Origin of the sequence: Kribbella sp. C-35, from assembly GCF_046549195.1 — a bacterium.
GTDB lineage: Bacteria > Actinomycetota > Actinomycetes > Propionibacteriales > Kribbellaceae > Kribbella.
In genome coordinates this window covers 709,280-730,637 of record NZ_JAJPWG010000002.1, presented here as the reverse complement: position 1 = coordinate 730,637, position 21,358 = coordinate 709,280, and the positions used below count along the sequence as shown (strand labels likewise).

Below are 21,358 nucleotides of genomic sequence, written 5' to 3'. Positions count from 1 at the left end.
ACTGCAGTGGATATCCCCTCGTGGGAGTTGTCCACAGATCTGCGGGGACGGCGCCCAGACGGCGGCTGATCGGTGGATGCTTGCTGGGTGAACGAACGGCTCAGACTGATCGCAGCGCGGCAGGGCGGCGTGTTCGGCCGTCGGCAGGCGCTCGCGAGCGGGTGCACCCACGAGCAGATCGTCGGCCGGCTGCGGGACGGCAGCTGGGAACAGATCCGGCGCGGCCAGTACGCCGAGAAGATCGACCTGACTGCTCTGCCGCCGTGGGAACGTGCCCGCTGGAGGCACCTCCGACAGGTGCACGCGGTGATGAACGCGATGCGTCCAGGTTCTGTTGCCCTCAGCCATCAGTCGGCCTTGGTCCTGCACGGCATGCCGATCTGGGGCCTCGACCTCAGCCGGGTGCACGTGACTCGGATGGACGGACAGTCCGGTGGCCACGTTGCCGGCGTACAGCATCACCTCGGTGTGCTCACCGCTGCCGACCTGACTGTCGTCGACGGCCGACTCGTGACCAGCCTGGCGCGTGCAGCCCTCGAGTCCGCATGTACGACGTCGTTCGAGGTGGGGGTGGTGGGCTTTGACGCTGCCCTTCGCACCGGACACCTCGGCGAGGACGAGGTACTGCGCTTGCAGTCCGCGAGCACGTTCTGGCCCGGATCAGTTTCGGCCCGGAAGGCACTGCGGTTCGGCAACGGACTGTCCGAGTCGGTCGGTGAGTCGCGTCTTCGGGTTCTCATGTACGAGCACGGGATGCCGGAGCCCAGGCTGCAAACCGAGTTCTACGATCGCCTAGGACTCGTCGCCCGGGTCGACTTCGACTTCGACGGGTACGACACGGTGGTCGAGTTCGACGGCGCGCTGAAGTACGGCGGCGGGTCTCCCGAGGTGCTGGTCCGGGAGAAGCGCCGCGAGGACCGCCTCCGCGCCCTCGGCCTCACCGTCGTCCGCACCGACTGGTCCGACTTCGACCATCCCGCCGTACTCGCAGCCGGCCTCCTCCAAACCCTCAACCGCCACCGCCGACCCGCCTAGCTCTCCACCGCTCCCGCACCGCCCCCAACCCCGCCGCCGGCCGCACGCACCGGCCGCACGCACGCACCGACCGGACTTGAGGGGATATCCGTTCTAGTTGGGGGTTCTCCGTGCTAATACCAACAGAGAACCCCCAACACGAAGGGATATCCCATCGTGTTGGGGGGCGGTCGGCGGTGGTCAGTCGCGGGCGGTTTTGCCGGGGAGGGCGAGCATGCGGTCCAGGGCTACCTTGGCGTGGTGCTGGGTGTCGGCGTCGACCTTGATGGGGTTGACGGCGTGGCCGGCTACCAGGTTTTCCAGGGCCCAGACGAAGTGCGGGAGGTCGATGCGGTTCATGGTGGCGCAGTAGCAGACCGTCTTGTCGAGGAAGACGATGTTCTTGTCGGTGTGCTGCTTCGCGAGGCGCTGGACCAGGTTGAGTTCGGTGCCGACGGCCCACGACGTACCGGGTTCGGCGGTTTCCAGGGCCTGGATGATGTACTCCGTTGAGCCCACCTGATCCGCCTTCGTGACCACCTCGTGGCGGCACTCGGGGTGGACGATCACGTTGACGCCGGGGACCCGCGAGCGGACGTCGTCGACGGACTCGGGGGTGAAGCGGCCGTGCACCGAGCAGTGCCCGCGCCACAGGATCATCTTCGCCGCGGCGAGCTGCTCGTTCGTCAGGCCGCCGTTCGGCTTGTGCGGGTCGTAGACCACGCAGTCGTCGAGTGACAGCCCCAGCTGCAGTACGGCGGTGTTGCGGCCGAGGTGCTGATCCGGGAGGAAGAGCACCTTCTCGCCCTGCTCGAACGCCCAGTTCAGCGCGGTCTCCGCGTTGCTCGACGTACACACGACGCCGCCGTTGCGGCCGCAGAACGCCTTGATGTCGGCGCTGGAGTTCATGTACGTGACCGGCACCGTCACGTCCGCGACGCCGGCGTCGGCGAGCGCGTCCCAGGCGGCCTCGACCTGCTGGATGCGCGCCATGTCCGCCATCGAGCAGCCGGCCGCGAGGTCCGGCAGGATCACCGTCTGCTCGTCGTTGGTGAGGATGTCCGCGGACTCCGCCATGAAGTGCACGCCGCAGAACACGATGTACGGCGCGTCCGGGCGGGCGGCCGCGTCGCGGGCGAGCTTGAACGAGTCACCGGTGACGTCCGCGAACTGGATCACCTCGTCGCGCTGGTAGTGGTGCCCGAGCACGAACACCTGGTCACCGAGCGCCGCCTTCGCCTTCAGCGCCCGCTCGACCAGGTCCGGGTCGGACGCCGGCGGGAGCGCGCCCGGGCACTCGACACCGCGCTCGGAGTGCGGGTCGGTGTTCTGCCCGAGGAACAGCAACGGAAGGGACTTCGAGCCGTCTGCGATCGTCGTCACGTCAGACATCGTCGCATGCCCATCGCGGTACGCCGCGTGGCAGACGTCACTGCTCAGAGTGTGAAATCAGTACGCTGCCGGTGTGAAGATCGCAGGCCTGGTGCTCGCTGCGGGCGCGGGGCGTCGGATGGGCACGCCGAAGGCACTCATTCGCGACGCCGCCGGAGTCACCTGGGCCGCGCGCACCGCTCGCCTACTGACCGAGGCAGGCTGCTCACCGGTCGTGGTAGTCGTCGGAGCAGCCGCGGACCAGGTACGCGCCGAGCTCTCGACCGAACCCGTCGAGCTCGTCGAGGCGACCGACTGGAACGAAGGCATGGGTGCCTCCCTTCGCACGGGCCTGACCGCACTCCCACCGACTGCTGGTTCGGTTGTTGTGGTGACGGTGGATGTTCCGGGGTTGACGGGGGAGGTGGTGCGGCGGGTTGTCGAGCGCGCTGGGGAGGACGTGCTGGTGCGGGCGACGTACCTGGGGGCGCCGGGGCATCCGGTGGTGATCGGCCGGGACCACTGGGACGGGGTGATTGCGTCGGCTCGGGGGGACGAGGGGGCTCGGGGGTACTTGCGGGACCACGAGGTGGTGTTGGTGGAGTGCGGGGACGTAGGTGACGGGGCGGACGTCGACACGGTGGGGGAGCTGCCGCCGGGGCACGGGTGAGGGTTGGCAACGGTCGGAAGTAGGTGAATGCTGAAGAAGTGAGTGCCGTCGGCTCGGCGGTGGAACTGGCCGAGTGTCTGCGGGCGACCGGGTATCTAGCCGGAGAGGGCTTGGCCACGGTCGGGTATCTCGCGCTCGCGCTGCACCGCCCGTTGCTGCTGGAAGGCGAGCCGGGCACCGGTAAGACCTCGCTCGCGGCCGCTCTCGCCGAGGCGCTCGACCTGGATCTGATCCGGCTCCAGTGTTACGAGGGAATTGATGCTTCGCAGGCGCTCTACGACTGGGACTTTCCGCGCCAGATCCTCCATCTGCGCACCGTTGAAGCGACGAGTTCCGATGCGGCGGTCGAAGAGGTCGAGAAGAGTCTTTTCGACGAGCGGTTCCTGTTGTCCCGTCCGGTACTGCGGGCGCTCCGCGAGAGTCCCGCTGTACTGCTCGTCGACGAGATCGACCGGGCCGACGACGAGTTCGAGGCGTTCCTGCTCGAGGTGCTGTCGACGTACGAGGTGACGATTCCGGAGCTCGGGACGATCACCGCCGAGGTGCCGCCGATCGTCGTGCTCACCTCGAACCGGACCCGCGAGGTGCATGACGCGCTGAAGCGCCGGTGCCTGTATCACTGGATCGATCATCCGGGTCTGGCTCGTGAGATCGAGATCGTTCGTACCAGGCTGCCTGGGGTGTCGACGCGGCTTGCCGAGCAGGTCACTCGGTCGGTGCAGCGGATGCGCGATCTCGATCTGCTCAAGCCGCCCGGTGTCGCGGAGACCCTCGACTGGGCGCGCGCTCTCGATGCGCTCGGCGCCGACGTACTCGATGTCGAGACGGCCGCCGCGACCCTCGGCGCGGTGCTCAAGTATCGCGAGGACACCGACCGCGTCCGTGAATCCCTCGACCGCCTGCTGGCGAGCTGAGCCACCGATGACAGCTCCGGATCTTGCGCTTGCCGGGTTCGCTGCTGCGCTTCGGCATGCGGGGCTTGCGGTGACGGCCGATCGGGTGCAGCTCTTTCTGCAAGCCGTTGCTTCTCTCGACGCGACCCTGACCGCGGACGTGTACTGGGCCGGCCGCGCCGCGCTCTGCAGCGGTCCCGACGACACCGCGAGGTACGACGAGGTGTTCGCTGCCTGGTTCACCGGCGACCGATCGCGCGGCGTCGTCCCGAGCCGGACCCCGCAACCCTCGGTCCAGGCCAACCTCGGCGAAGGCGCCGACGAGACCGAAGGCGACCACACGCTCAACGTCTCCGCCAGTACGACGGAAGTCCTCAGGCACCGCGACGTCGCCGAACTGTCCGCCGCCGACCGCGCCGAACTCGCCCGCCTCTTCGGCACCCTCCGCCCGCAGACCCCGATCCGCCGCGCGAACCGTCGCCGCCCGTCCCATCGCGGCGAGATCGACCCGCGCCGCACGCTGCGCGCCCAACTGCGCCAGGTCGGCGAACCAGGCCGCGTCCGCTACCGCCGCCCGGGCGTCCGGCCGCGGCGCGTCGTCGTACTGATCGACGTCTCCGGCTCGATGCGCCCGTACGCCGACAGTCTGCTGCGGCTCGCACACGTGATGGTTCAGCAGGCGCCACGCGCGGTCGAGGTCTTCACCATCGGCACGCGGCTCACGCGCGTCACCCCGGCGCTGCGACACCGCGATCCCGAGGTCGCGCTGCGGTTGGCGGGCGACGTCGTACCGGACTGGTCGGGTGGGACGCGGCTGGGCGAGGTGCTGAAGGTGTTCCTGGATCGCTGGGGTCAACGCGGTACGGCGCGACGGGCCGTCGTCGTGGTGTGCAGCGACGGGTGGGAGCGCGGTGACGCGTCGCTGCTCGGTGCGCAACTGCAGCGGCTGTCGGGGTTGGCGCATCGCGTGGTGTGGCTGAATCCGCATCGCGGCAAGCGCGGGTACGAGCCGGTGCAGGCCGGGATCGTCGCCGTACTGCCGCACCTGGACGACCTCGTCGCCGGGCACAGCCTGGCCAGCTTCGCCGAACTCCTGGAGGTGGTGGCCGATGCGTGACGTGCTCGACAAGTTGCTGACCTGGTGGCAGGCCGGCGAATCGGTTGCCGTCGGCACCGTTGTCGCGACGTTCGAGTCGGCGCCGCGTCCGCCTGGGGCGGTGATGCTGGTCGGGCCTGGGCTGGAGGCGGTCGGGAGTGTGTCGGGCGGCTGCGTCGAGGGCGCGGTGTACCAACTCGGCGAGGAGATCCTCGCGTCGGGCGAGCCGGTGCTGCAGCGGTACGGCGTGAGCGACGAGTCCGCGTTCGCGGTCGGGCTCACCTGCGGCGGCATCATCGACGTCTTCGTCGAGAAGGTCGACAATACGACGTTCCCGGAACTGGCCGAGGTAGCAGCGGACATCGCCGAGGGCCGCCCGGTCGCGGTCGCGACGGTGGTCGCACACCCGGACCCGACGCGGATCGGCCGACGCCTGATCATCCGCCCGGAGGCGTCGGACGGAGGGCTTGGGTCGGAGCGGGCTGACGACGCGGTGCTGGATGATGCGCGCGGATTGTTGGCAAATGGACGATCGGAGACGTTGGAGTACGGGCCGGACGGGCAGCGGCGGGGGGAGGGGATGCGGGTTTTCGTGTCGTCGTACGCGCCGGTGCCGCGGTTGCTGGTGTTCGGGGCGATCGACTTCGCGGCGGCGGTCGCGCGGCTCGGGTCGTTCCTCGGGTACCGCGTGACCGTCTGCGACGCGCGGGCAGTGTTCGCCACCGCGTCGCGGTTCCCGTCCGCCGACGACGTGATCGTGGACTGGCCGCACCGGTACCTGTCCGGCGAAGCGGCGGCCGGGCGGATCGACGACCGGACGGTGATCTGCGTACTGACGCATGACCCGAAGTTCGACGTACCGCTGCTGGAGGTCGCGTTGCGACTGCCGCAGGTCGCGTACATCGGCGCGATGGGATCACGGCGTACGCACGACGACCGGCTGAAGCGGTTGCGGGAAGCCGGACTGACCGAGGAAGAAGTGGCGCGACTCGCGAGTCCGATCGGCCTCGACCTCGGCGCGCGGACGCCGGAGGAAACCGCGGTGAGCATCGCCGCCGAGATCATCGCGCAGCGCTGGGGCGGCGCCGGGCAACGACTCTCGGCGGCGGCAGGGCCGATCCACCACTAGGCGTGTCTCCCGGGGCCCTTGTGGTCCACATCACAACAGGAGCAGGATCAAAAGTACGGCGATTGCTGACATCTGGAGGCGGGGCGATGACCCGGATCACGGTCAAGGTCGACGGAAGCAGCTTCACGGACGAGGTGGAGCCGCGCACGCTGCTCGTGCTGTATCTGCGCGAGCAACTGGGGAAGACGGGCACCGTGGTCGGCTGCGACACCGGCAACTGCGGCGCCTGCACCGTTCACCTGGACGGGCGGAGCGTGAAGTCGTGCTCGTTGCTCGCGGTCCAGGCCGACGGTCACGAGATCACCACCATCGAAGGGCTCGCGACGAACGGCGAGCTGCACCCGATGCAGCAGGCCTTCCACGAGAACCACGCCCTGCAGTGCGGATACTGCACTCCAGGCATGATCATGCAATCCATCGATCTGATTGCAGACAATCCGAATCCGAGTGACGACGACATCCGGCTCGGGCTCGAGGGCAACCTCTGCCGCTGCACCGGCTACCAGAACATCGTCAAGGCCGTGCACGCCGCAGCGGCGGCAGCACCTCAGCACAGCGCGGCCGGAGGTGCGCAATGACCGCCACCGAGGAACGCCCGGCGACCGAGATCGGCAGCTCGCGCCGGCGCAAGGAGGACGCCCGGCTGATCACCGGCCGGACCCGCTGGACCGACAACATCGTGCTGCCGGGACTGCAGCACATCGCGATGGTGCGCAGCCCGTTCGCGCACGCCCGGATCACGTCGATCGACACCGAGGCTGCGCGCGCTGTGTCCGGGGTCGTTGCCGTGATCACCGGCGCCGACATCGCCGACGAGCAGGGCGCGCTGCCGAACGCGTGGGCCGTCATCCCCGACCAGAAGGCGCCGGTGCACCCGTCGATGGCGGTCGACCACGTCGCGTTCGCCGGTGAGATCGTCGCGATGGTCGTCGCCCGTACGGCGGCCGAGGCGAACGACGCCGCCGACCTCGTCGACGTCGACTACGAGGAACTCGAACCCGCCCTCGAACTCAAGGCCGCAGCCCGCGACGAGGTGATCGCGCATCCGGATCTCGGGACGAACGTGTCCGCGGTGTGGTCGTACGACTCGGCCGAGTCCGGCACCGGCGGCGACGTCGAGGCGGCGATCGCGGCCGCCCGCGACGGCGGCATCGTGATCGAGGAGGAGTTCCGCCAGCAGCGGCTGATCCCGGCGTTCATGGAGCCGCGGTCGATTGTCGTCGATCCGACAACTGAACAAATGACCGTCTGGTCGGCGACCCAGGTACCGCATTTCGTGAAGATCTTCATCGCCCTCGTGCTCGGGATCCCGGAGAGCAAGATCCGGGTGATCGCGCCGGACGTCGGCGGCGGTTTCGGCGGCAAGCTGCAGTTCACGCCGGAGGAAGTACTCACGGTCATCGCGGCCCGGCGTACCGGAAAGCCCTGTAAATACACCGAAACCAGGTCCGAGTCGTTGATGGCGGCGCACCACGGCCGGGACCAGTGGCAGCAGGTCACGCTGGCCGCGAACGCCGACGGCACGGTCACCGGGCTGAAGGTCGAGCTGATCGCCGACATGGGCGCGTACCTCGGCCTCGTCACGTCGGCGATCCCGCTGCTCGGGGCGTTCATGTACAACGGGATCTACAAGTTCCCGGCGTACCACCTCGGCATCACCAACGTGTTCACGAACAAGACGTGGACCGACGCGTACCGCGGCGCCGGCCGCCCCGAGGCGACGTACGCGATCGAGCGGCTCATGGACGAGCTCGCCGCCCGCGTCGGCGTCGACGCACTCGAGATCCGCGAGCGGAACTGGATCAAGCACGAGGAGTTCCCGTTCTCGACGGTGTCCGGGCTGCGGTACGACTCGGGCAACTACGAGGCCGCGACCGCGAAGGCGCGCGAGCTGTTCGGGTACGACGACCTGCGGGCCGAGCAACGCAAGCGGCGCGAGTCCGGCGACCCGGTGCAGCTCGGGATCGGCGTCTCGACGTTCACCGAGATGTGCGGCCTGGCCCCGTCGCGGTGGCTCGGTTCGATGGGGTATGTCGGTGGCGGCTGGGAGCACGCAGCGGTACGGATGCTGCCGACCGGGAAGGTCGAGGTGGTGACCGGGACGAGCCCGCACGGTCAGGGACACGAGACTGTGTGGAGCCAGCTGGTCGCGGACCGGCTGGGCGTGGCGTTCGAGGATGTCGAAGTACTGCACGGTGACACGCAGGTCGCCGTACGCGGGCTGGACACGTACGGATCGCGGTCGCTGGCCGTCGGCGGTATGGCAGTGCTGGCCGCCGCGGACAAGGTGATCGAGAAGGCGAAGCCGATCGCGGCGCAGCTGCTGGAGGCGAACGCGGACGACCTCGACTTCAGCGGCGGGCGGTACGGCGTGCGCGGGACCGAGGCCGGGATGACGATGGCCGAGCTCGCGTTCGCGGTGTTCCAGGGGCACAAGCTCGACGGCTCGGCCGAAGGGTGCCTGGACGCCGACGCGACCCTTGACCCGGACGACTTCTCGTTCCCGCACGGCACGCATCTGTGCGCGGTCGAGGTCGATACGGAGACCGGTGCGACGAAGATCCGGTCGTACGTCTGCGTCGACGACGTCGGGGTCGTGGTGAACCCGATGATCGTCGAGGGGCAGGTGCACGGCGGGCTCGCGCAGGGCATCGCGCAGGCGCTGTACGAGGAGGCGGTGTACGACGACTCCGGGACGCTGGTCACCGGGTCGTTCGACCAGTACACGTTGCCGGCGGCACCTGATCTGCCGAGCTTCGAGACGGCGCGGACCGAGACGCCCGCGACGACGAACCAGCTGGGCGTGAAGGGTGTCGGCGAGGCGGGGACCATCGCGTCGACGCCGGCTGTCGTCAATGCGATTGTCGACGCTCTACGACCGCTCGGCGTCACGGACGTGCCGATGCCGTGTACGCCGTACCGCGTGTGGACCGCCATCCAGAAAAGTGCCAGCCAGGAAGGGAGCCGGTCATGATCCCGGCGGCGTTCGAGTACTTCGCACCGGCGACGGTCGACGAGGCGCTGGGGTTGCTGCGTGACCACCCCGACGCGAAGGTGCTGGCGGGCGGGCAGAGTCTGATGCCGGCGCTGCGGTTGCGGCTGGCGGCGCCTGAGGCGATTGTCGACATTCAGAAGATCGACGATCTCCGTGGTGTGCGGGACGACGGCGACGCCCTGGTGATCGGCGCCATGACCCCGCACAGTACGGTGGAGTCGGATCCGCTGGTGGCCGAGCATGCGCGGCTGATCGCGTTGGCCACGGCAACGGTCGGCGATCCGCAGATCCGGCATCGCGGCACGTTCGGCGGGTCACTGGCGCATGCGGATCCCGCGGCGGATCTGCCCACGGTCGCAGTGGCGCTGGACGCGTCGTTCGTGATCGCGGGGCCGGGCGGCCGACGTACCGTGCCTGCCTCGGAGTTCTTCGAGGGCGTGTTCAGTACGGCGCTCGGCGAGGACGAGTTGCTCGTCGAGGTACGGGTGCCGAAGTACACCGGCTGGGGCGCGCACTACGAGAAGTTCAACCGGGTCGCGCAGGGCTGGTCGATCGTGTCGGTCGCGGCGGCGGTGCGGCTGGACGGCGACTCGATCGCGGAGGCGCGGGTCGGCCTCGGCAACATGGGTCCGACACCGGTACGGGCGACGGCAGTTGAGGCGGCTCTGGTCGGGCAGCCCGCGACCGCGGACGCCGTACGGGAAGCCGCGGCGCGAGCGGCGGACGGGACGTCTCCGGTGAGCGACATCAACGGTGACGCCGACTATCGCCGGCATCTCGCGACGGTGCTCACCCGGCGGGCGGTCCTGGCTGCGGCGGGTACCGCGTGAAGCTCGAGCACAAGTTCGTCGTACCGGCGCCGGTCGAGCAGACCTGGGCCGCGTTCAACGATCTCGAACGGGTGGTGCCGTGTTTCCCCGGCGCCACCTTGACGTCGTACGAAGGTGACGACTTCACCGGCACGTGCAAGGTTAAGCTCGGTCCCGTGTCGCTGCAGTACTCCGGCAACGGCACCTTCGTCGAGCGCGACGAGGCGGGTCATCATGCGGTGATCGAGGCCAAGGGCAAGGACCGCAGAGGCAACGGTACGGCGAGCGCCCGCGTCACCGCCCACCTGAACGGCACCACGGACGGGTCCACCGAGGTCACCGTCGACACCGACCTGACCATCACCGGCCGCCCCGCCCAGTTCGGCCGCGGCCTGATCCAAGACGTCTCCAACAAACTCCTCGACCAGTTCACCACCTGCCTGAAAACCAAACTTGACACCCCAACCCCCCACCCAACCCCCTCTGCCAGCTCCACGGACTCCACGTCGGCTAGCAGTGCTAGCTCCACGGACTCCACGTCGGCTAGCAGTGCTAGCTCCACGGACACCACGTCCGCTAGCAGTGCTAGCCCCTCCGACACCACGTCCGCTAGCGCTGCTAGATCCGCCGACTCGACCTCCGCTAGCTCTGCCGGCTCGAGGTCTGCGTCGGCGAACCCAGTTGAAGCCGACGAGGCGGTGCTGGATCTCGGGGGCGCTCTGCTTCCGATGCTTGCCCGTCGCGCGGCGCCGTACCTGATCGGCGCCGGCCTGGCCCTCATCCTCCGCCGCCTACTCAAGCGCCGGTGAGGAGCCCGGGGAGGTTTTATCCCCGAATCGGGAAGAAATCCTCCCCAACCCACCCGCCCGAGCCGCCCACCCGCCTGACCCACCGGCCCGACTAACCCGCCCGGCGTGCCGGCGACGGTCAGCGGGGCGGGTCGAAGTACAGCTGCTGCGCGAACACCGCCGGCAGAATCGGCCGATGTCCCGCGATCACCGTCAGCCGCGCGGCCTCCTCGGCGGTGAACCACCCGGACTCACTCACCTCCCCGGAGCACCCGGCCTCGCCACTGACAACCTCCGCGCGAAACACCACGCCGAGAACCTGCACGCGGTTGCCGTCCGGATAGACCACGACCACATCAGGGTTCGAGTACACGCCGACCAGTCCGGTCACGCGCACCACCAGCCCGGTCTCCTCGAGAGTCTCCCGCTCAGCAGCCTCGGCCGGCCGCTCGCCCGGATCGATCGCCCCACCCGGCATGCACCACTCGCCGTTGTCGGTCCGCTTCGTCAGCAGCAACCGATCTCCGTCCATCACCGCCGCGGCCGCTCCCGCGCGCAGTTGCGCACTCGCGCCGATCCGATCCCCGTACTCGTGCCGCGTATACCCCGGCACCCGCGGTGCATTGTCAACCATCCAACAATCCTTCCCGGCAAGCCCGATCCGCGAGTCGCGTCGTTTCCGGCAATCGATACCGCGGCGCAAGCCGCAGCACATGATCGACCGCTGTCCCCAAACTCACCCGATGCCCAACAGACACGTACACCGGCTTGACGCCGTCCTGCGTCCGCACCGCCGCCCCCACCACCTCGCCGCCGTCGACGAGCTCAGCCGTCGCCCCGCGCTCCTGCTCAAGCTCCCCATGCGACCCGACGAACGTTGTCTTCGCGGCACCGATCGCGGGGATCCCCGTCAGTACGCCGAGATGGCACGCCAGCCCGAACCGCCGCGGATGTGCGAGCCCCTGCCCGTCGCACACGAGCAACTCCGGCGTCGTCCCGAGCTGCTCCAGCGCCGCAAGCAACGCCGGCACCTCGCGGAACGCGAACAATCCCGGCACGTACGGGAACGTCGTCTCACCGCGCACCACCGCGCGATCAACCTCCGCGAGCGTGTCCCGATCCAGCACGACAACAGCAGCTGCCAACCGGTCCCCGTCGTACGCGACATCTAGACCGGCGACGTACTGCGGTCTCTCGCCGACGTCCGTGAGATCGACCTGACCCCGCAACTCCTCCTGCACCGCGATCGCCTCGGCGGCAGTCGTCGGCCACTGCGTGATCCTCGGCCGGTCCATCAAGAGTCCTCGGGTACGGGCGCTCCGCCGGGCGGCCATTCGACGAGTTCGATGCGGTAGCCGTCGGGGTCGATGAGCCAGGAGGTTTTCGGGCCGTCGGGGCCGCCCGGGAGTTCGGAGGCGCCGGGGTTCAGGTCTGCCGCGGTGAGTTGGGTGAGGGTGTCGGCGAGTGACTCGACCTCGATCGCGAAGTGCGCGAACCCGCCGACCTCGACCGGGCCGTCCGCGGGGCGGTGGACGAGTTCGAGCGACACCGACTCCTCGGCGGGCAACCGGAGCCAGACCAAGCTGGAGCCGTCGTCGAACGGGACCGTGCCGAGGTTCAAATACCCAACCGTTGAGTAGAAGGCGAGCGAACGGTCGAGGTTAGTGACGCGAAGTGCGAAGAGGATCGTCTTCATGGTTGTCGATCCAACTGCTCGGCCGCAGCGGGGTCAACGAGGCGCGGAGGTGGTGGAGCAGGGCGAGGACGGACAGCAGTGCGATCAGCCCGCACACGCCGTACCAGTTGAAGCGGGCATAGAGGCGGACTCCGAGCCATGAGCCGGCGCTGCCGCCCAGGAAGGCGCAGGTCATGTAGGCAGTGTTGAGGCGAGCGCGGATCTCCGGGCGGAGCGCGAAGATGCGGGCCTGGTTGGCGACCTGCCCGGATTGCATGGCCACGTCGAGGACAAGCATCCCGGCGCCGAGGCCGACCAGTCCGGCGATGCCGCCGAGGTCACCGGTCAGGAGCACGGCTGCGGCGGCGACGGCGCCCACCACGCAGAGCAGGTTGACGACGTCCGGGCCGCGCCGGTCGGTGAGCCGCCCGGCGACGGGGGTCGCGACCATGCTGGCTGCCCCGACCAGCGCGAGTACGCCGACCGCGCTGGCGCCGAGGTTGTAGCGCGGGCCGGTGACCAGCAACGCGAGCGCCGTCCAGGCGGCGCTGAAGGCAGCGAAGATCAGTACCTGGTACGTCGCGGACCGACGGAGAAGTGGCTCGGTCCGCAGCAGGTGCAGCGAGGTGGCTAGGAGTTTCGGATAGCGCTGGTCGGTGCTCGGGGTCGTCCGCGGCAGAACGGCGGTGAGGAGAACGGTCAGTACGGCGCTGACACCTGCCGCGACGAGGTACGGGGCGCGCCAGCCAAGCCATTCGCCCAGCGTTCCGGAGAAGGTGCGGGCCAGCAGGATCCCGCCGATCAGGCCGGACAGGAGCGTGCCCGTCACCGCGCCTCGGCGTTCGGGTTCGACGAGTCCTGCCGCCATCGGGATGAGGATCTGCGGTACGACAGTGGTCAGGCCGACCAGCGTGCTGGCCACGGCCAGGACCGGCAACGAGGTCGCGATCCCGGCGAGGACCAGGCCCGCAGAAGTTGCCGACAGCAACACGGCGACCAGGCCGCGATGCCGGAGCCGGTCGCCGAGCGGGACCAGCAGGAAGATTCCCGCGGCGTACCCGAGTTGAGCGCAGGTGACGACCACGGCCGCGGAGGTGGGCGGCACGTGCAGGCCGGCTGCGATCAGCGGGCTGATCGCCTGCGGGAAGTAGATGTTGGCCACGGCGACGCCGCAGGCCACGGACAGCAGCAGGATCAGTGGCCGGCTGAAGGCCGGCGGAACGCCAGGAGTCACCGCATACCCCGATCTGGAACCTGTTTAACTGGTTCCCGGACGGTACCAGTTAAACCGGTTCCATTGCTACGCTGGCGTGGTGCCTCTCACTTTCCGCAGTGGATCCGGACGCCTGTGTCTGGACTTCCTGCGCACCCTGCGCCTGCGCGGCCAGGACGGAGCCGCGGAGGAGCTCGACAGCCCCGAGGCGCTCGCCGCCTGGGTCGCGCAACTCGGGCCGTATCCCGACGACGCTGTCGTGCCGGTCCCGTCGGACGCCGTACTGCGGCAAGCGCGCGACGTCCGCGAATCCGTGCATGCCGTACTGGCCGCTGCTCGCAGCGGGTCGGACAGTCCCGAGGCCGACCGTGCGTTGCTGAACAAGGCTGCGGGCGAGGCGCCACCGATCCCGGTGCTCGGCCAGGACTTGGCGCTGGCCTACACGGCACCCGATCCGGTCGGGGCCGTACTCGCGCAGATCGCTCGCGAGGCGCTCGTACTGGCGACGTCGTCCGAGCTGTCGCGGGTCCGTGAATGCGCCGGGCCGCAGTGCGGTGCCTGGTTCCTCGACACGTCGCGCCCCGGCAGCCGCCGCTGGTGCTCGATGGATACCTGCGGGAACCAGTCGAAGAAGACCACGTGGCGTACCAAGCATTCGCCTGCGTAGGAGAGGATGTCGGCATGCGAGTGCTGATTGCGCCGGACAAGTTCGCGGGTACGTTGACGGCTGTGGAGGCGGCCGCGGCCATCGAGGAAGGGTGGCGGCGGCGGGACCCGGGTGCTGAGGTTCTGGTCGCGCCGATGGCCGACGGTGGGCCCGGGTTCATCGACGTACTGTCTGCTGTGGTGGACGGGAAGCTGCTGTCGGTCACTGTGCGCGGGCCGCTCGGTGAGGAGACGCCCGCGACGGTGCTGCTGGCGGGGGAGACGGCGTACGTCGAGACCGCGCAAGCGTGCGGACTGCACCTGGTCGAACCGAAGCAGCGTCGGCCCGAGGACGCGACGACGTACGGCGTCGGTCAACTCGTCGCAGCCGCGGTCGACGCCGGCGCGAAGCGGATCATCCTGGGCCTCGGCGGGTCCGGTACGACGGATGCCGGCGCCGGCCTGCTGGCAGCGCTCGGTGCGACGGGAGAGTTCGGTCAACTGGATGCAGGGGCTGCTGGGCTCGCAGGTTTGAGTGCAGTGGATCTGGAACCTGCGCGCGACCGGGTGGCTGGGGTTGAGTTCGTCGCCGCCAGTGATGTGGAGAATCCGATGCTCGGGTTGCGGGGTGCGACGAATGTGTTCGGGTCGCAGAAGGGGATCTCGGACGAGCGCAAGCCTGAGGTCGACGGTTGGCTGACGCATTTCGCGGAGCTGGCAGACCGGAAGACCGCGGACAAGAAGGGGGCGGGTGCCGCGGGCGGGCTCGGGTACGCGCTGTTGCTGCTCGGCGCCGAGCGGGTCTCCGGCATCGACCTGGTCGCGGAGCTGACCGGGCTCAAGCAGAAGGCGTCGCAGGTCGACCTGGTCATCAGCGGTGAAGGCGCGTTCGACTTCCAGTCGCGCGACGGGAAGGTGATCGCGGGGGTTGCGAAGATCGCGAACGACGCGATGCGACCCTGCGTCGTACTGGCCGGGAAGGTCCTGATCGGGTCCCGCGAGATGCGTTCGATGGGGGTCGAGTCGGCGTACGCGCTGGTCGACGCGGTCGGCGAGGAGCAGGCGTTCGCGGACCCGCACGGCTCGCTCGCCACCGTCGCAGAGCGTGTCGCCCGTACCTGGGCGCGGTGACCACCCCGTGACGGGGTAGTTGATCTGCGAAATTGGTGTGCGACCATGGGAATGAGCGCGGGCCGGGTGGTGTTGGCCTGTGTTGACAAGAGACTTCCGTGCCGACGGAGCTGTGCGCCGGCACTTGAGCAGATGACTGGAGTCAGGAATGACTGAAGCGCAGACCGAGCAGGCCGTCGCCACTGGTGTTCTCCTCACCGACGGGGCCGCCGCCAAGGTGAAGGCGCTGCTCGACCAGGAAGGTCGCGACGACCTCGCGCTGCGGGTCGCCGTGCAGCCGGGTGGGTGCTCCGGGCTGCGGTACCAGCTGTTCTTCGACGAGCGTCAGCTCGACGGCGACGTGGTGGCCGACTTCGGTGGTGTGAGTGTCGTCACCGACCGGATGAGCGCTCCGTACCTGAAGGGCGCGTCGATCGACTTCGTCGACACCATCGAGAAGCAGGGCTTCACGATCGACAACCCGAACGCCACCGGCTCCTGCGCCTGCGGCGACTCGTTCAACTGATTCACTCCGAAGCCCCTGGTCACCGTCGGGGTGACCAGGGGCTTCGGCATGTCCGAGGAGCTGTTCGTCAGCCGTGACTGACGCTTTCCTCCCGCGCGCGCTTCGGGAGTAGGTACGACACCGCGAGGCTGACGACGAACAGTCCGATCGCGACCAGGACCGAGGCTTTGGTCGCGCCGAGGAAAGCGTGGGTCGGCAGCAGCTGGAAGAACACGGTGCCGATCACGGCGACGCCGATCGCACCGCCGTACTGCTGCATGGCGGTCAGTACGCCGGACGCCGATCCCGCGGCCTGGTCGTCGATCGAGGCCAGGATGATGTCGAACAGCGGCGCGAACACCATGCCGGCGCCGATCCCGGTGGCCAGCGTCGCCGGGACCAGGTTCCAGACGGTGGTCGCGTCGCCGTACGTGTGCAGGGTGAACCACACGCCGACCATCGCGACAGTCATCACCGCGATGCCGAGTTGCAGCGCCTTGCGGCCGAGCTTCGGGGCGAGTACGGCGGCCGACACCGGGGCGCCGATGGCAATGCCGAGCGAGAACGGCACCATCGCGAGGCCGGCCTTCAGTGGGCTGTAGTGCAGGCCGAGCTGGGTGAACAGGTTGAAGACCAGCATGAAGCCGTTCATCGCGAGGAAGAACGTGGTGATCACGCCGAGGCCGGCGACGTACCCGCGGTTGCGGAACAGCGACGGGTCGATGACCGGGTTGCCGGACCGGCGCTCGCGCCAGCCGAACAGGGCGAAGACCGCGACCGACGAGGTCAACATCAGGATTGTCCACAACGGCCAGCCGAGCTCGCGGCCCTGCACCAGCGGGTAGACCAGCAGACCGGAGGCGACGCTGACCAGTAGCACGCCGAGGGCGTCCAGCCGGGACGCGTTGGGGGTCTTGACCTCGGGCATGAAGCGCAGCGCGCCGGCCAGGGCGGCGATCCCGATCGGGACGTTGATGAAGAAGATCGTCCGCCAGCCGGCGTCGAACCAGTTCGCGTCGATCAGTACGCCGGCCAGGATCGGGCCGGCGACCGCCGACAGCCCCATGACCGGGCCGAACATCGCGAACGCCTTGCCGAGTTCGTCGGACGGGAAGATCGACTTCAGGATCGCGAAGCCCTGCGGGATCATCACCGCGCCGAGCAGGCCCTGCGCGACCCGGCTGCCGATCAGCAGTTCGGGGCTGGTGGCCAGCCCGCAGATCGCGGACGCGATCGTGAACCCGAGGGCGCCGATCACGAACAGCCTCCGGCGGCCGACCAGGTCGCCGAGGCGGCCGAAGGTGACCAGTCCGATCGCGAAGGCCAGGGTGTAGCCGGCCAGCATCCACTGCATGGCCGATTCGGAGCCGCCGAGGTCGGCCCGGATCGACGGAGCAGCAATGTTGACAATCGTTGCGTCGACAAGATCCATGATCTCGGCGACCAGGATGGTGGCGACCACGAGCCAGCGCCAGCGGTACGGCGTACCGCGCGGGGTGGTCGTGGTGTCGGGTGAGGTCTGTACGGCGGTGGCGCTCATCGGTGGCTCCTAGGCATTGGTGGCGAACGGTGTTCGTTGACGAACACTGTTCTATCCTCGAACGGTGTTCCCGTCAAGTACGGCGTTCGCTACAGTGGTTCGCATGACCCAATCGCCGTGGCAGCCGATCAGTCCCGCCAAGCCCGTGCGTCCGGCCAAGGAGCCGCTGAACCGGGAGCGGATTGTCGACACTGCCCTGCGGGTGATGGTCGACCAGGGGTACGAGGCGGTCTCGATGCGCAAGATCGCGCAGGAGCTGCACACCGGCCCCGCCTCGCTGTACGCGCATGTCGCGAACAAGAAGGAGCTCGATCAGCTTCTGGTTGACCGGGCCGCGCAGGCGATGAACCTGCCCTCGCCGCCGGACCCGGAGCGGTGGCAGGAGCAGTTGAAGGAAGCGATGCGCGAGATGCTGCGCGCGATGCGGACGATGCCCGGTGTGGCCCGCGCCGCGATCGGAGCCGTGCCACTGGGGGAGGCGGCGCTGCGTACTTCCGAGTGTCTGCTCGGCATTCTCAAGGCCGGTGGTCTACCGGATCAGGCTGTCGCGTGGGCGGTCGACCTGATCCCGCTGTACGTGACCGCGGTGGCGTTCGAGGAGAACGTGCAGCGTGCGGACCAGTGGAGTCCCGAGGATCTCGAGCGGTTCATCGACGGTTTGCGGTCCTACTTCGCGTCGTTGCCGGCTGATCGGTTCCCGCTCACGATGGCGCTCGCGGGCCCGCTGACGGCCGGTGCCGCCGGTGACGACCGGTTCGAGTTCGGCATCTCGGTGATCACCGCCGGTCTCGCGTCGCTCGCCGAGAGCCACTGAGAGGCGCTGAGAGGGCTCGCCGAGCGGCATTGAGCGGCATTGAGCGGCAGTGAGCTGCCGTTGAGCGGTATCGAGCGGCGCTGAGTGATTTGGTGTGATCGGCCGGTAGTGATCGCTTGTGGTTCACGATTGCACATGGCTAACCTTCGGATTGTCAACAAAACTACGACCTGACTCGTGAGGCGTGTGGATTGTCTGCGGGTGGGCACTCGGGTGAGGCCGTATGACGACAGGAGGAAACCGTGGACTCCGAGACCCAGCCGCCCGAGAGCGCCCGGCCCCCGCAGGGTCAGCGCGCCCAGGACCGGCCGCCCGTGACCACGACCGAACAGGAGCAGCCGCCCGGCGTACTCAGGAAAGCGATCGCCGCCTCGGCGATCGGGAACGCGACCGAGTGGTTCGACTACGGCATCTATGCGTACGGCGTGACGTACATCTCGGCCGCGATCTTCCCGGGCGACACCGAGAGCCAGACCCTGCTGGCGCTGATGACGTTCGCCGTCTCGTTCCTGGTCCGCCCACTCGGCGGCCTGGTCTGGGGCCCGCTCGGCGACCGGCTCGGCCGCAAGCACGTGCTGGCGATCACGATCCTGATGATGTCCGGCGCGACACTGCTCGCCGGTCTGGTCCCGTCGTACGACACGATCGGGCTCTGGGCGCCGATCCTGTTGGTCCTGCTGCGGATGATCCAGGGCTTCTCGACCGGCGGCGAGTACGGCGGCGCCGCGACCTTCATGGCCGAGTACGCGCCGAGCCGCAAACGCGGGTTCCTCGGCAGCTTCCTGGAGTTCGGCACGCTGGCCGGCTTCTCGCTCGGCGCGTTGCTGATGCTGGGCTTCTCGCTGGTGCTCGGCGACGACGCGATGCATGCGTGGGGCTGGAGGCTTCCGTTCCTGGTCGCTGCGCCGCTCGGTCTGGTCGGCGTCTACCTCCGGTCCCGGCTGGAGGACACGCCGGTGTTCCGCGAGCTCGAGGCGAAGGGCCAGAAGGAGCAGGAGACCACGACCCAGTTCAAGGATCTGCTGGCCCGTTACTGGGCCCCGATCCTGCGGCTCGGCGGCATGGTGATCGCGTTGAACGTCGTGAACTACACGCTGCTCACCTACATGCCGACGTACCTGGAGAAAGAGATCGGGCTGAGCGCCGATCAATCGCTGATCGTGCCGATCATCGGAATGTTGACAATGATGGTGTTCGTGCCGTTTGCCGGGCGCGCGTCGGACCGGCTCGGGCGCAAGCCGCTGTGGTGGGCGTCGCTGGCCGGGTTGTTCGTGTTCGGCGTGCCGATGTTCCTGCTGATGGGCACGAACCTGGCCGGCGCGATCATCGGCTTCGCGGTCCTCGGACTGCTGTACGTGCCGCAGCTGGCGACGATCTCCGCGACGTTCCCGGCGATGTTCCCGACGCACGTCCGGTACGCCGGATTCGCGATCGCGTACAACGTGTCGACGTCGCTGTTCGGCGGTACGGCGCCCGCAGTCAACGACTGGCTGACGGCGAAGCTGGGTGACTCGCTGGTGCCGGCGTACTACATGATGGCGGCCTGCCTCGTGGGTGCGCTCGCGCTCGCCAAGGTCCCCGAGACGTCCCGGTGCCCGCTCAACGGCACCGAGATCCCGGGCACCGAGGACGCCCCGCCGCCGGTCGCCCTCGAACCGGCCCACGCCAAGGCCTGACCGCGCCAAGGCCTGACCGCGCGAATCCGCGCTCTCCGGAAACAATTCGCCAACCAGCGCGAAAAAGGTTCCGGAGAGCGCGGATCCGACCCCGCCAACCCGGCCAGCCGACCGGGCGAACCCCGGCTCAGCCGACGACTGCGGTGACTGCGTCGGACCAGAGACCCGCGGCCTCGTCGATCTCGTCGGGGGACACGACCAGTGCGGGAATGAAGCGCACGACCTGACCCCAAGCGCCGCACGTGAGTAGCAGCAAGCCTTGCCGCGCCGCCTCCTGCTGCACCGCGGCCGCCGTCACCGGGTCCGGCTTCCCGTCCGTGTCGCGGAACTCGTTGCCGATCATCAGCCCGAGCCCGCGCACGTCGGTGATCTGGTCGTGCTTGTCCGCGACCAGTTGCAGCGCCTGCTTGAGCTGAGCGCCACGGTCCGCGGAGTTCTGCACGAGACCCTCGTCCTGGATCACGTCCAGCGTCGCCAACGCCGCCGCACATGCCACCGCGTTCGCGCCGTACGTGCCGCCCTGCGAGCCGGGCCACGCCTTCTCCATCAGCTCCGACGACGCAGCGATCGCGGACAACGGGAAGCCGGACGCGAGCCCCTTCGCGGTGACCAGAACGTCCGGATGCGAACCGAAATGGTCGCCGCCCCAGAACGTCCCGGTCCGCCCGAACCCGGTCTGTACTTCGTCCACCACGAGCAGGATCCCGTGCGCGTCGGCACGCTCGCGAAGGCCCGCGAAGAACCGCTCGTTCGCCGGTACGTAGCCACCTTCGCCGAGCACCGGCTCCACGAAGAACGCCGCGGTGTCCGCCGGCGTGCTCAACGTCTGCAGGACGTAGTCCAACTGGCTCAGCGCGAAGTCGGTCGCCTGCTCGACGGGCCAGCCGAAGTGGCCCGGGTCCGGGAACGGCGACACGTGCACGCCGGCCATCAACGGGCTGAAGCCGGAGCGGAACTTGGTCCCGGACGTGGTCATCGTGGCCGCCGCCACGGTCCTGCCGTGGAAGCCGCCGTGGAACACGATCACGTTCGGTCGGCCGGTTGCCTGGCGGGTGAGCCGCAGGGCCGCTTCGATCGCCTCGCTGCCGGAGTTCGCGAAGAACATCCGGTCGAGGTGCCGGGGGAGAACCTCGCCGAGCCGGTCGACCAGCGTGAGCAGCGGCCGGTGCATGACCGTCGTGTACTGCGCGTGGATGATCCGGCCGACCTGCTCCTGGGCGGCCGCGACCACCCGCGGATGGCAGTGCCCGGTCGACGTGACGCCGATGCCGGCGGTGAAATCCAGGTACCTGCGGTCGTCCTCGTCGAACAGTTGGACGCCCTCACCGCGGGCGGCGACCACGCCGGTCGCCTGCTTGAGGATCTGCGAGAGCTCGGCCACGGACTTCCCCTCCAGTCGTCGGATGGTAGATTGT

21 protein-coding genes are annotated in these 21,358 nt (G+C 68.9%); 14 read left to right on the top strand and 7 right to left on the bottom strand.

Annotation, left to right across the window (positions count from 1 at the left end; translation table 11 throughout):
• Positions 1-87 precede the first annotated feature (87 nt).
• On the top strand, positions 88-1,035 hold the full coding sequence (locus ACLJOO_RS16035; protein ID WP_410787951.1) for a type IV toxin-antitoxin system AbiEi family antitoxin domain-containing protein: 948 nt from the start codon (positions 88-90) through the stop codon (positions 1,033-1,035).
• Positions 1,036-1,215: 180 nt separating this feature from the next.
• Here the strand turns inward: ACLJOO_RS16035 and nadA are convergent, their stop codons facing one another.
• Positions 1,216-2,406, bottom strand: a complete 1,191-nt coding sequence (gene nadA / locus ACLJOO_RS16030; RefSeq protein ID WP_410787950.1) for a quinolinate synthase NadA — start codon at positions 2,404-2,406, stop codon at positions 1,216-1,218.
• 73 nt (positions 2,407-2,479) lie between these two features.
• On the opposite strand from nadA, the gene ACLJOO_RS16025 reads away from it, so the two are divergent.
• The 8 genes from ACLJOO_RS16025 (at position 2,480) to ACLJOO_RS15990 (ending at position 10,786) form a co-directional block, all read left to right on the top strand.
• A complete protein-coding gene (locus ACLJOO_RS16025; protein ID WP_410787949.1) occupies positions 2,480-3,055 on the top strand; it encodes an NTP transferase domain-containing protein in 576 nt (191 codons plus the stop codon).
• A gap of 38 nt (positions 3,056-3,093) precedes the next feature.
• Positions 3,094-3,969, top strand: coding sequence for an AAA family ATPase (locus tag ACLJOO_RS16020; RefSeq protein ID WP_410787948.1), 876 nt, complete (start codon positions 3,094-3,096; stop codon positions 3,967-3,969).
• Positions 3,970-3,976: 7 nt separating this feature from the next.
• A complete protein-coding gene (locus tag ACLJOO_RS16015) occupies positions 3,977-5,065 on the top strand; it encodes a vWA domain-containing protein (RefSeq protein WP_410787947.1) in 1,089 nt (362 codons plus the stop codon).
• A complete protein-coding gene (locus ACLJOO_RS16010) occupies positions 5,058-6,173 on the top strand; it encodes an XdhC family protein (protein WP_410787946.1) in 1,116 nt (371 codons plus the stop codon). The genes ACLJOO_RS16015 and ACLJOO_RS16010 overlap by 8 nt, the downstream gene beginning before the upstream one ends.
• A gap of 86 nt (positions 6,174-6,259) precedes the next feature.
• Positions 6,260-6,751: a (2Fe-2S)-binding protein gene (locus ACLJOO_RS16005; protein ID WP_410787945.1), complete on the top strand. Its 492-nt coding sequence runs from the start codon at positions 6,260-6,262 to the stop codon at positions 6,749-6,751.
• Positions 6,748-9,147 (top strand): xanthine dehydrogenase family protein molybdopterin-binding subunit, encoded by a 2,400-nt coding sequence (locus tag ACLJOO_RS16000; protein ID WP_410787944.1) that lies wholly within the window; start codon positions 6,748-6,750, stop codon positions 9,145-9,147. Before ACLJOO_RS16005 ends, ACLJOO_RS16000 begins: the two co-directional genes overlap by 4 nt.
• Entirely contained in the window at positions 9,144-9,998 is an 855-nt protein-coding gene (locus ACLJOO_RS15995) for an FAD binding domain-containing protein (RefSeq protein WP_410787943.1), read from the top strand. Before ACLJOO_RS16000 ends, ACLJOO_RS15995 begins: the two co-directional genes overlap by 4 nt.
• On the top strand, positions 9,995-10,786 hold the full coding sequence (locus ACLJOO_RS15990; RefSeq protein WP_410787942.1) for an SRPBCC family protein: 792 nt from the start codon (positions 9,995-9,997) through the stop codon (positions 10,784-10,786). The genes ACLJOO_RS15995 and ACLJOO_RS15990 overlap by 4 nt, the downstream gene beginning before the upstream one ends.
• Before the next feature lie 118 nt (positions 10,787-10,904).
• On the opposite strand, the gene ACLJOO_RS15985 is transcribed toward ACLJOO_RS15990, so the two are convergent.
• From ACLJOO_RS15985 to ACLJOO_RS15970, 4 genes are read right to left on the bottom strand one after another with little or no spacing between them, the layout of a single operon-like run.
• The gene (locus ACLJOO_RS15985; RefSeq protein ID WP_410787941.1) at positions 10,905-11,399 is read right to left on the bottom strand and encodes an NUDIX domain-containing protein; all 495 of its coding nucleotides are present in this window, start codon (positions 11,397-11,399) and stop codon (positions 10,905-10,907) included.
• Complete coding sequence (nfi, locus tag ACLJOO_RS15980) at positions 11,392-12,060, bottom strand: deoxyribonuclease V (protein ID WP_410787940.1); 669 nt, start codon at positions 12,058-12,060, stop codon at positions 11,392-11,394. The genes ACLJOO_RS15985 and nfi overlap by 8 nt, the downstream gene beginning before the upstream one ends.
• On the bottom strand, positions 12,060-12,461 hold the full coding sequence (locus ACLJOO_RS15975; protein WP_410787938.1) for a VOC family protein: 402 nt from the start codon (positions 12,459-12,461) through the stop codon (positions 12,060-12,062). Before ACLJOO_RS15975 ends, nfi begins: the two co-directional genes overlap by 1 nt.
• A complete protein-coding gene (locus ACLJOO_RS15970; RefSeq protein WP_410787936.1) occupies positions 12,427-13,674 on the bottom strand; it encodes an MFS transporter in 1,248 nt (415 codons plus the stop codon). The genes ACLJOO_RS15975 and ACLJOO_RS15970 overlap by 35 nt, the downstream gene beginning before the upstream one ends.
• A 79-nt stretch (positions 13,675-13,753) precedes the next feature.
• On the opposite strand from ACLJOO_RS15970, the gene ACLJOO_RS15965 reads away from it, so the two are divergent.
• From ACLJOO_RS15965 to ACLJOO_RS15955, 3 genes are all read left to right on the top strand, one after another.
• Positions 13,754-14,320 carry a CGNR zinc finger domain-containing protein gene (locus tag ACLJOO_RS15965; protein WP_410787934.1) on the top strand — a complete coding sequence of 189 codons (567 nt, stop codon included), beginning with the start codon at positions 13,754-13,756 and terminating at the stop codon, positions 14,318-14,320.
• A gap of 14 nt (positions 14,321-14,334) precedes the next feature.
• Complete coding sequence (locus tag ACLJOO_RS15960) at positions 14,335-15,429, top strand: glycerate kinase (RefSeq protein ID WP_410787932.1); 1,095 nt, start codon at positions 14,335-14,337, stop codon at positions 15,427-15,429.
• Positions 15,430-15,577: 148 nt separating this feature from the next.
• Positions 15,578-15,934, top strand: coding sequence for a HesB/IscA family protein (locus tag ACLJOO_RS15955; RefSeq protein WP_130446795.1), 357 nt, complete (start codon positions 15,578-15,580; stop codon positions 15,932-15,934).
• Between the two features lie 67 nt (positions 15,935-16,001).
• Here ACLJOO_RS15955 and ACLJOO_RS15950 read toward each other — a convergent pair whose 3' ends face one another.
• On the bottom strand, positions 16,002-17,453 hold the full coding sequence (locus tag ACLJOO_RS15950) for a DHA2 family efflux MFS transporter permease subunit (protein ID WP_410787930.1): 1,452 nt from the start codon (positions 17,451-17,453) through the stop codon (positions 16,002-16,004).
• 103 nt (positions 17,454-17,556) lie between these two features.
• On the opposite strand from ACLJOO_RS15950, the gene ACLJOO_RS15945 reads away from it, so the two are divergent.
• Positions 17,557-18,267, top strand: coding sequence for a TetR/AcrR family transcriptional regulator (locus tag ACLJOO_RS15945; protein ID WP_410787929.1), 711 nt, complete (start codon positions 17,557-17,559; stop codon positions 18,265-18,267).
• 242 nt (positions 18,268-18,509) lie between these two features.
• Positions 18,510-19,943 (top strand): MFS transporter, encoded by a 1,434-nt coding sequence (locus ACLJOO_RS15940; protein WP_410787928.1) that lies wholly within the window; start codon positions 18,510-18,512, stop codon positions 19,941-19,943.
• Between the two features lie 127 nt (positions 19,944-20,070).
• Here ACLJOO_RS15940 and ACLJOO_RS15935 read toward each other — a convergent pair whose 3' ends face one another.
• Entirely contained in the window at positions 20,071-21,324 is a 1,254-nt protein-coding gene (locus ACLJOO_RS15935; protein ID WP_410787927.1) for an aspartate aminotransferase family protein, read from the bottom strand.
• Between the last annotated feature and the right edge of the window lie 34 nt (positions 21,325-21,358).

What these genes read in the sequence shown, in the direction of transcription:
- nadA (WP_410787950.1), bottom strand. Translation starts at nt 2,406, where the DNA reads ATGTCTGACGTGACGACGATCGCAGACGGCTCGAAGTCCCTTCCGTTG.
- ACLJOO_RS16015 (WP_410787947.1), top strand. Translation starts at nt 3,977, where the DNA reads ATGACAGCTCCGGATCTTGCGCTTGCCGGGTTCGCTGCTGCGCTTCGG.
- ACLJOO_RS16010 (WP_410787946.1), top strand. Translation starts at nt 5,058, where the DNA reads ATGCGTGACGTGCTCGACAAGTTGCTGACCTGGTGGCAGGCCGGCGAA.
- ACLJOO_RS16005 (WP_410787945.1), top strand. Translation starts at nt 6,260, where the DNA reads ATGACCCGGATCACGGTCAAGGTCGACGGAAGCAGCTTCACGGACGAG.
- ACLJOO_RS16000 (WP_410787944.1), top strand. Translation starts at nt 6,748, where the DNA reads ATGACCGCCACCGAGGAACGCCCGGCGACCGAGATCGGCAGCTCGCGC.
- ACLJOO_RS15995 (WP_410787943.1), top strand. Translation starts at nt 9,144, where the DNA reads ATGATCCCGGCGGCGTTCGAGTACTTCGCACCGGCGACGGTCGACGAG.
- ACLJOO_RS15985 (WP_410787941.1), bottom strand. Translation starts at nt 11,399, where the DNA reads ATGGTTGACAATGCACCGCGGGTGCCGGGGTATACGCGGCACGAGTAC.
- nfi (WP_410787940.1), bottom strand. Translation starts at nt 12,060, where the DNA reads ATGGACCGGCCGAGGATCACGCAGTGGCCGACGACTGCCGCCGAGGCG.
- ACLJOO_RS15975 (WP_410787938.1), bottom strand. Translation starts at nt 12,461, where the DNA reads ATGAAGACGATCCTCTTCGCACTTCGCGTCACTAACCTCGACCGTTCG.
- ACLJOO_RS15960 (WP_410787932.1), top strand. Translation starts at nt 14,335, where the DNA reads ATGCGAGTGCTGATTGCGCCGGACAAGTTCGCGGGTACGTTGACGGCT.
- ACLJOO_RS15955 (WP_130446795.1), top strand. Translation starts at nt 15,578, where the DNA reads ATGACTGAAGCGCAGACCGAGCAGGCCGTCGCCACTGGTGTTCTCCTC.
- ACLJOO_RS15950 (WP_410787930.1), bottom strand. Translation starts at nt 17,453, where the DNA reads ATGAGCGCCACCGCCGTACAGACCTCACCCGACACCACGACCACCCCG.
- ACLJOO_RS15945 (WP_410787929.1), top strand. Translation starts at nt 17,557, where the DNA reads ATGACCCAATCGCCGTGGCAGCCGATCAGTCCCGCCAAGCCCGTGCGT.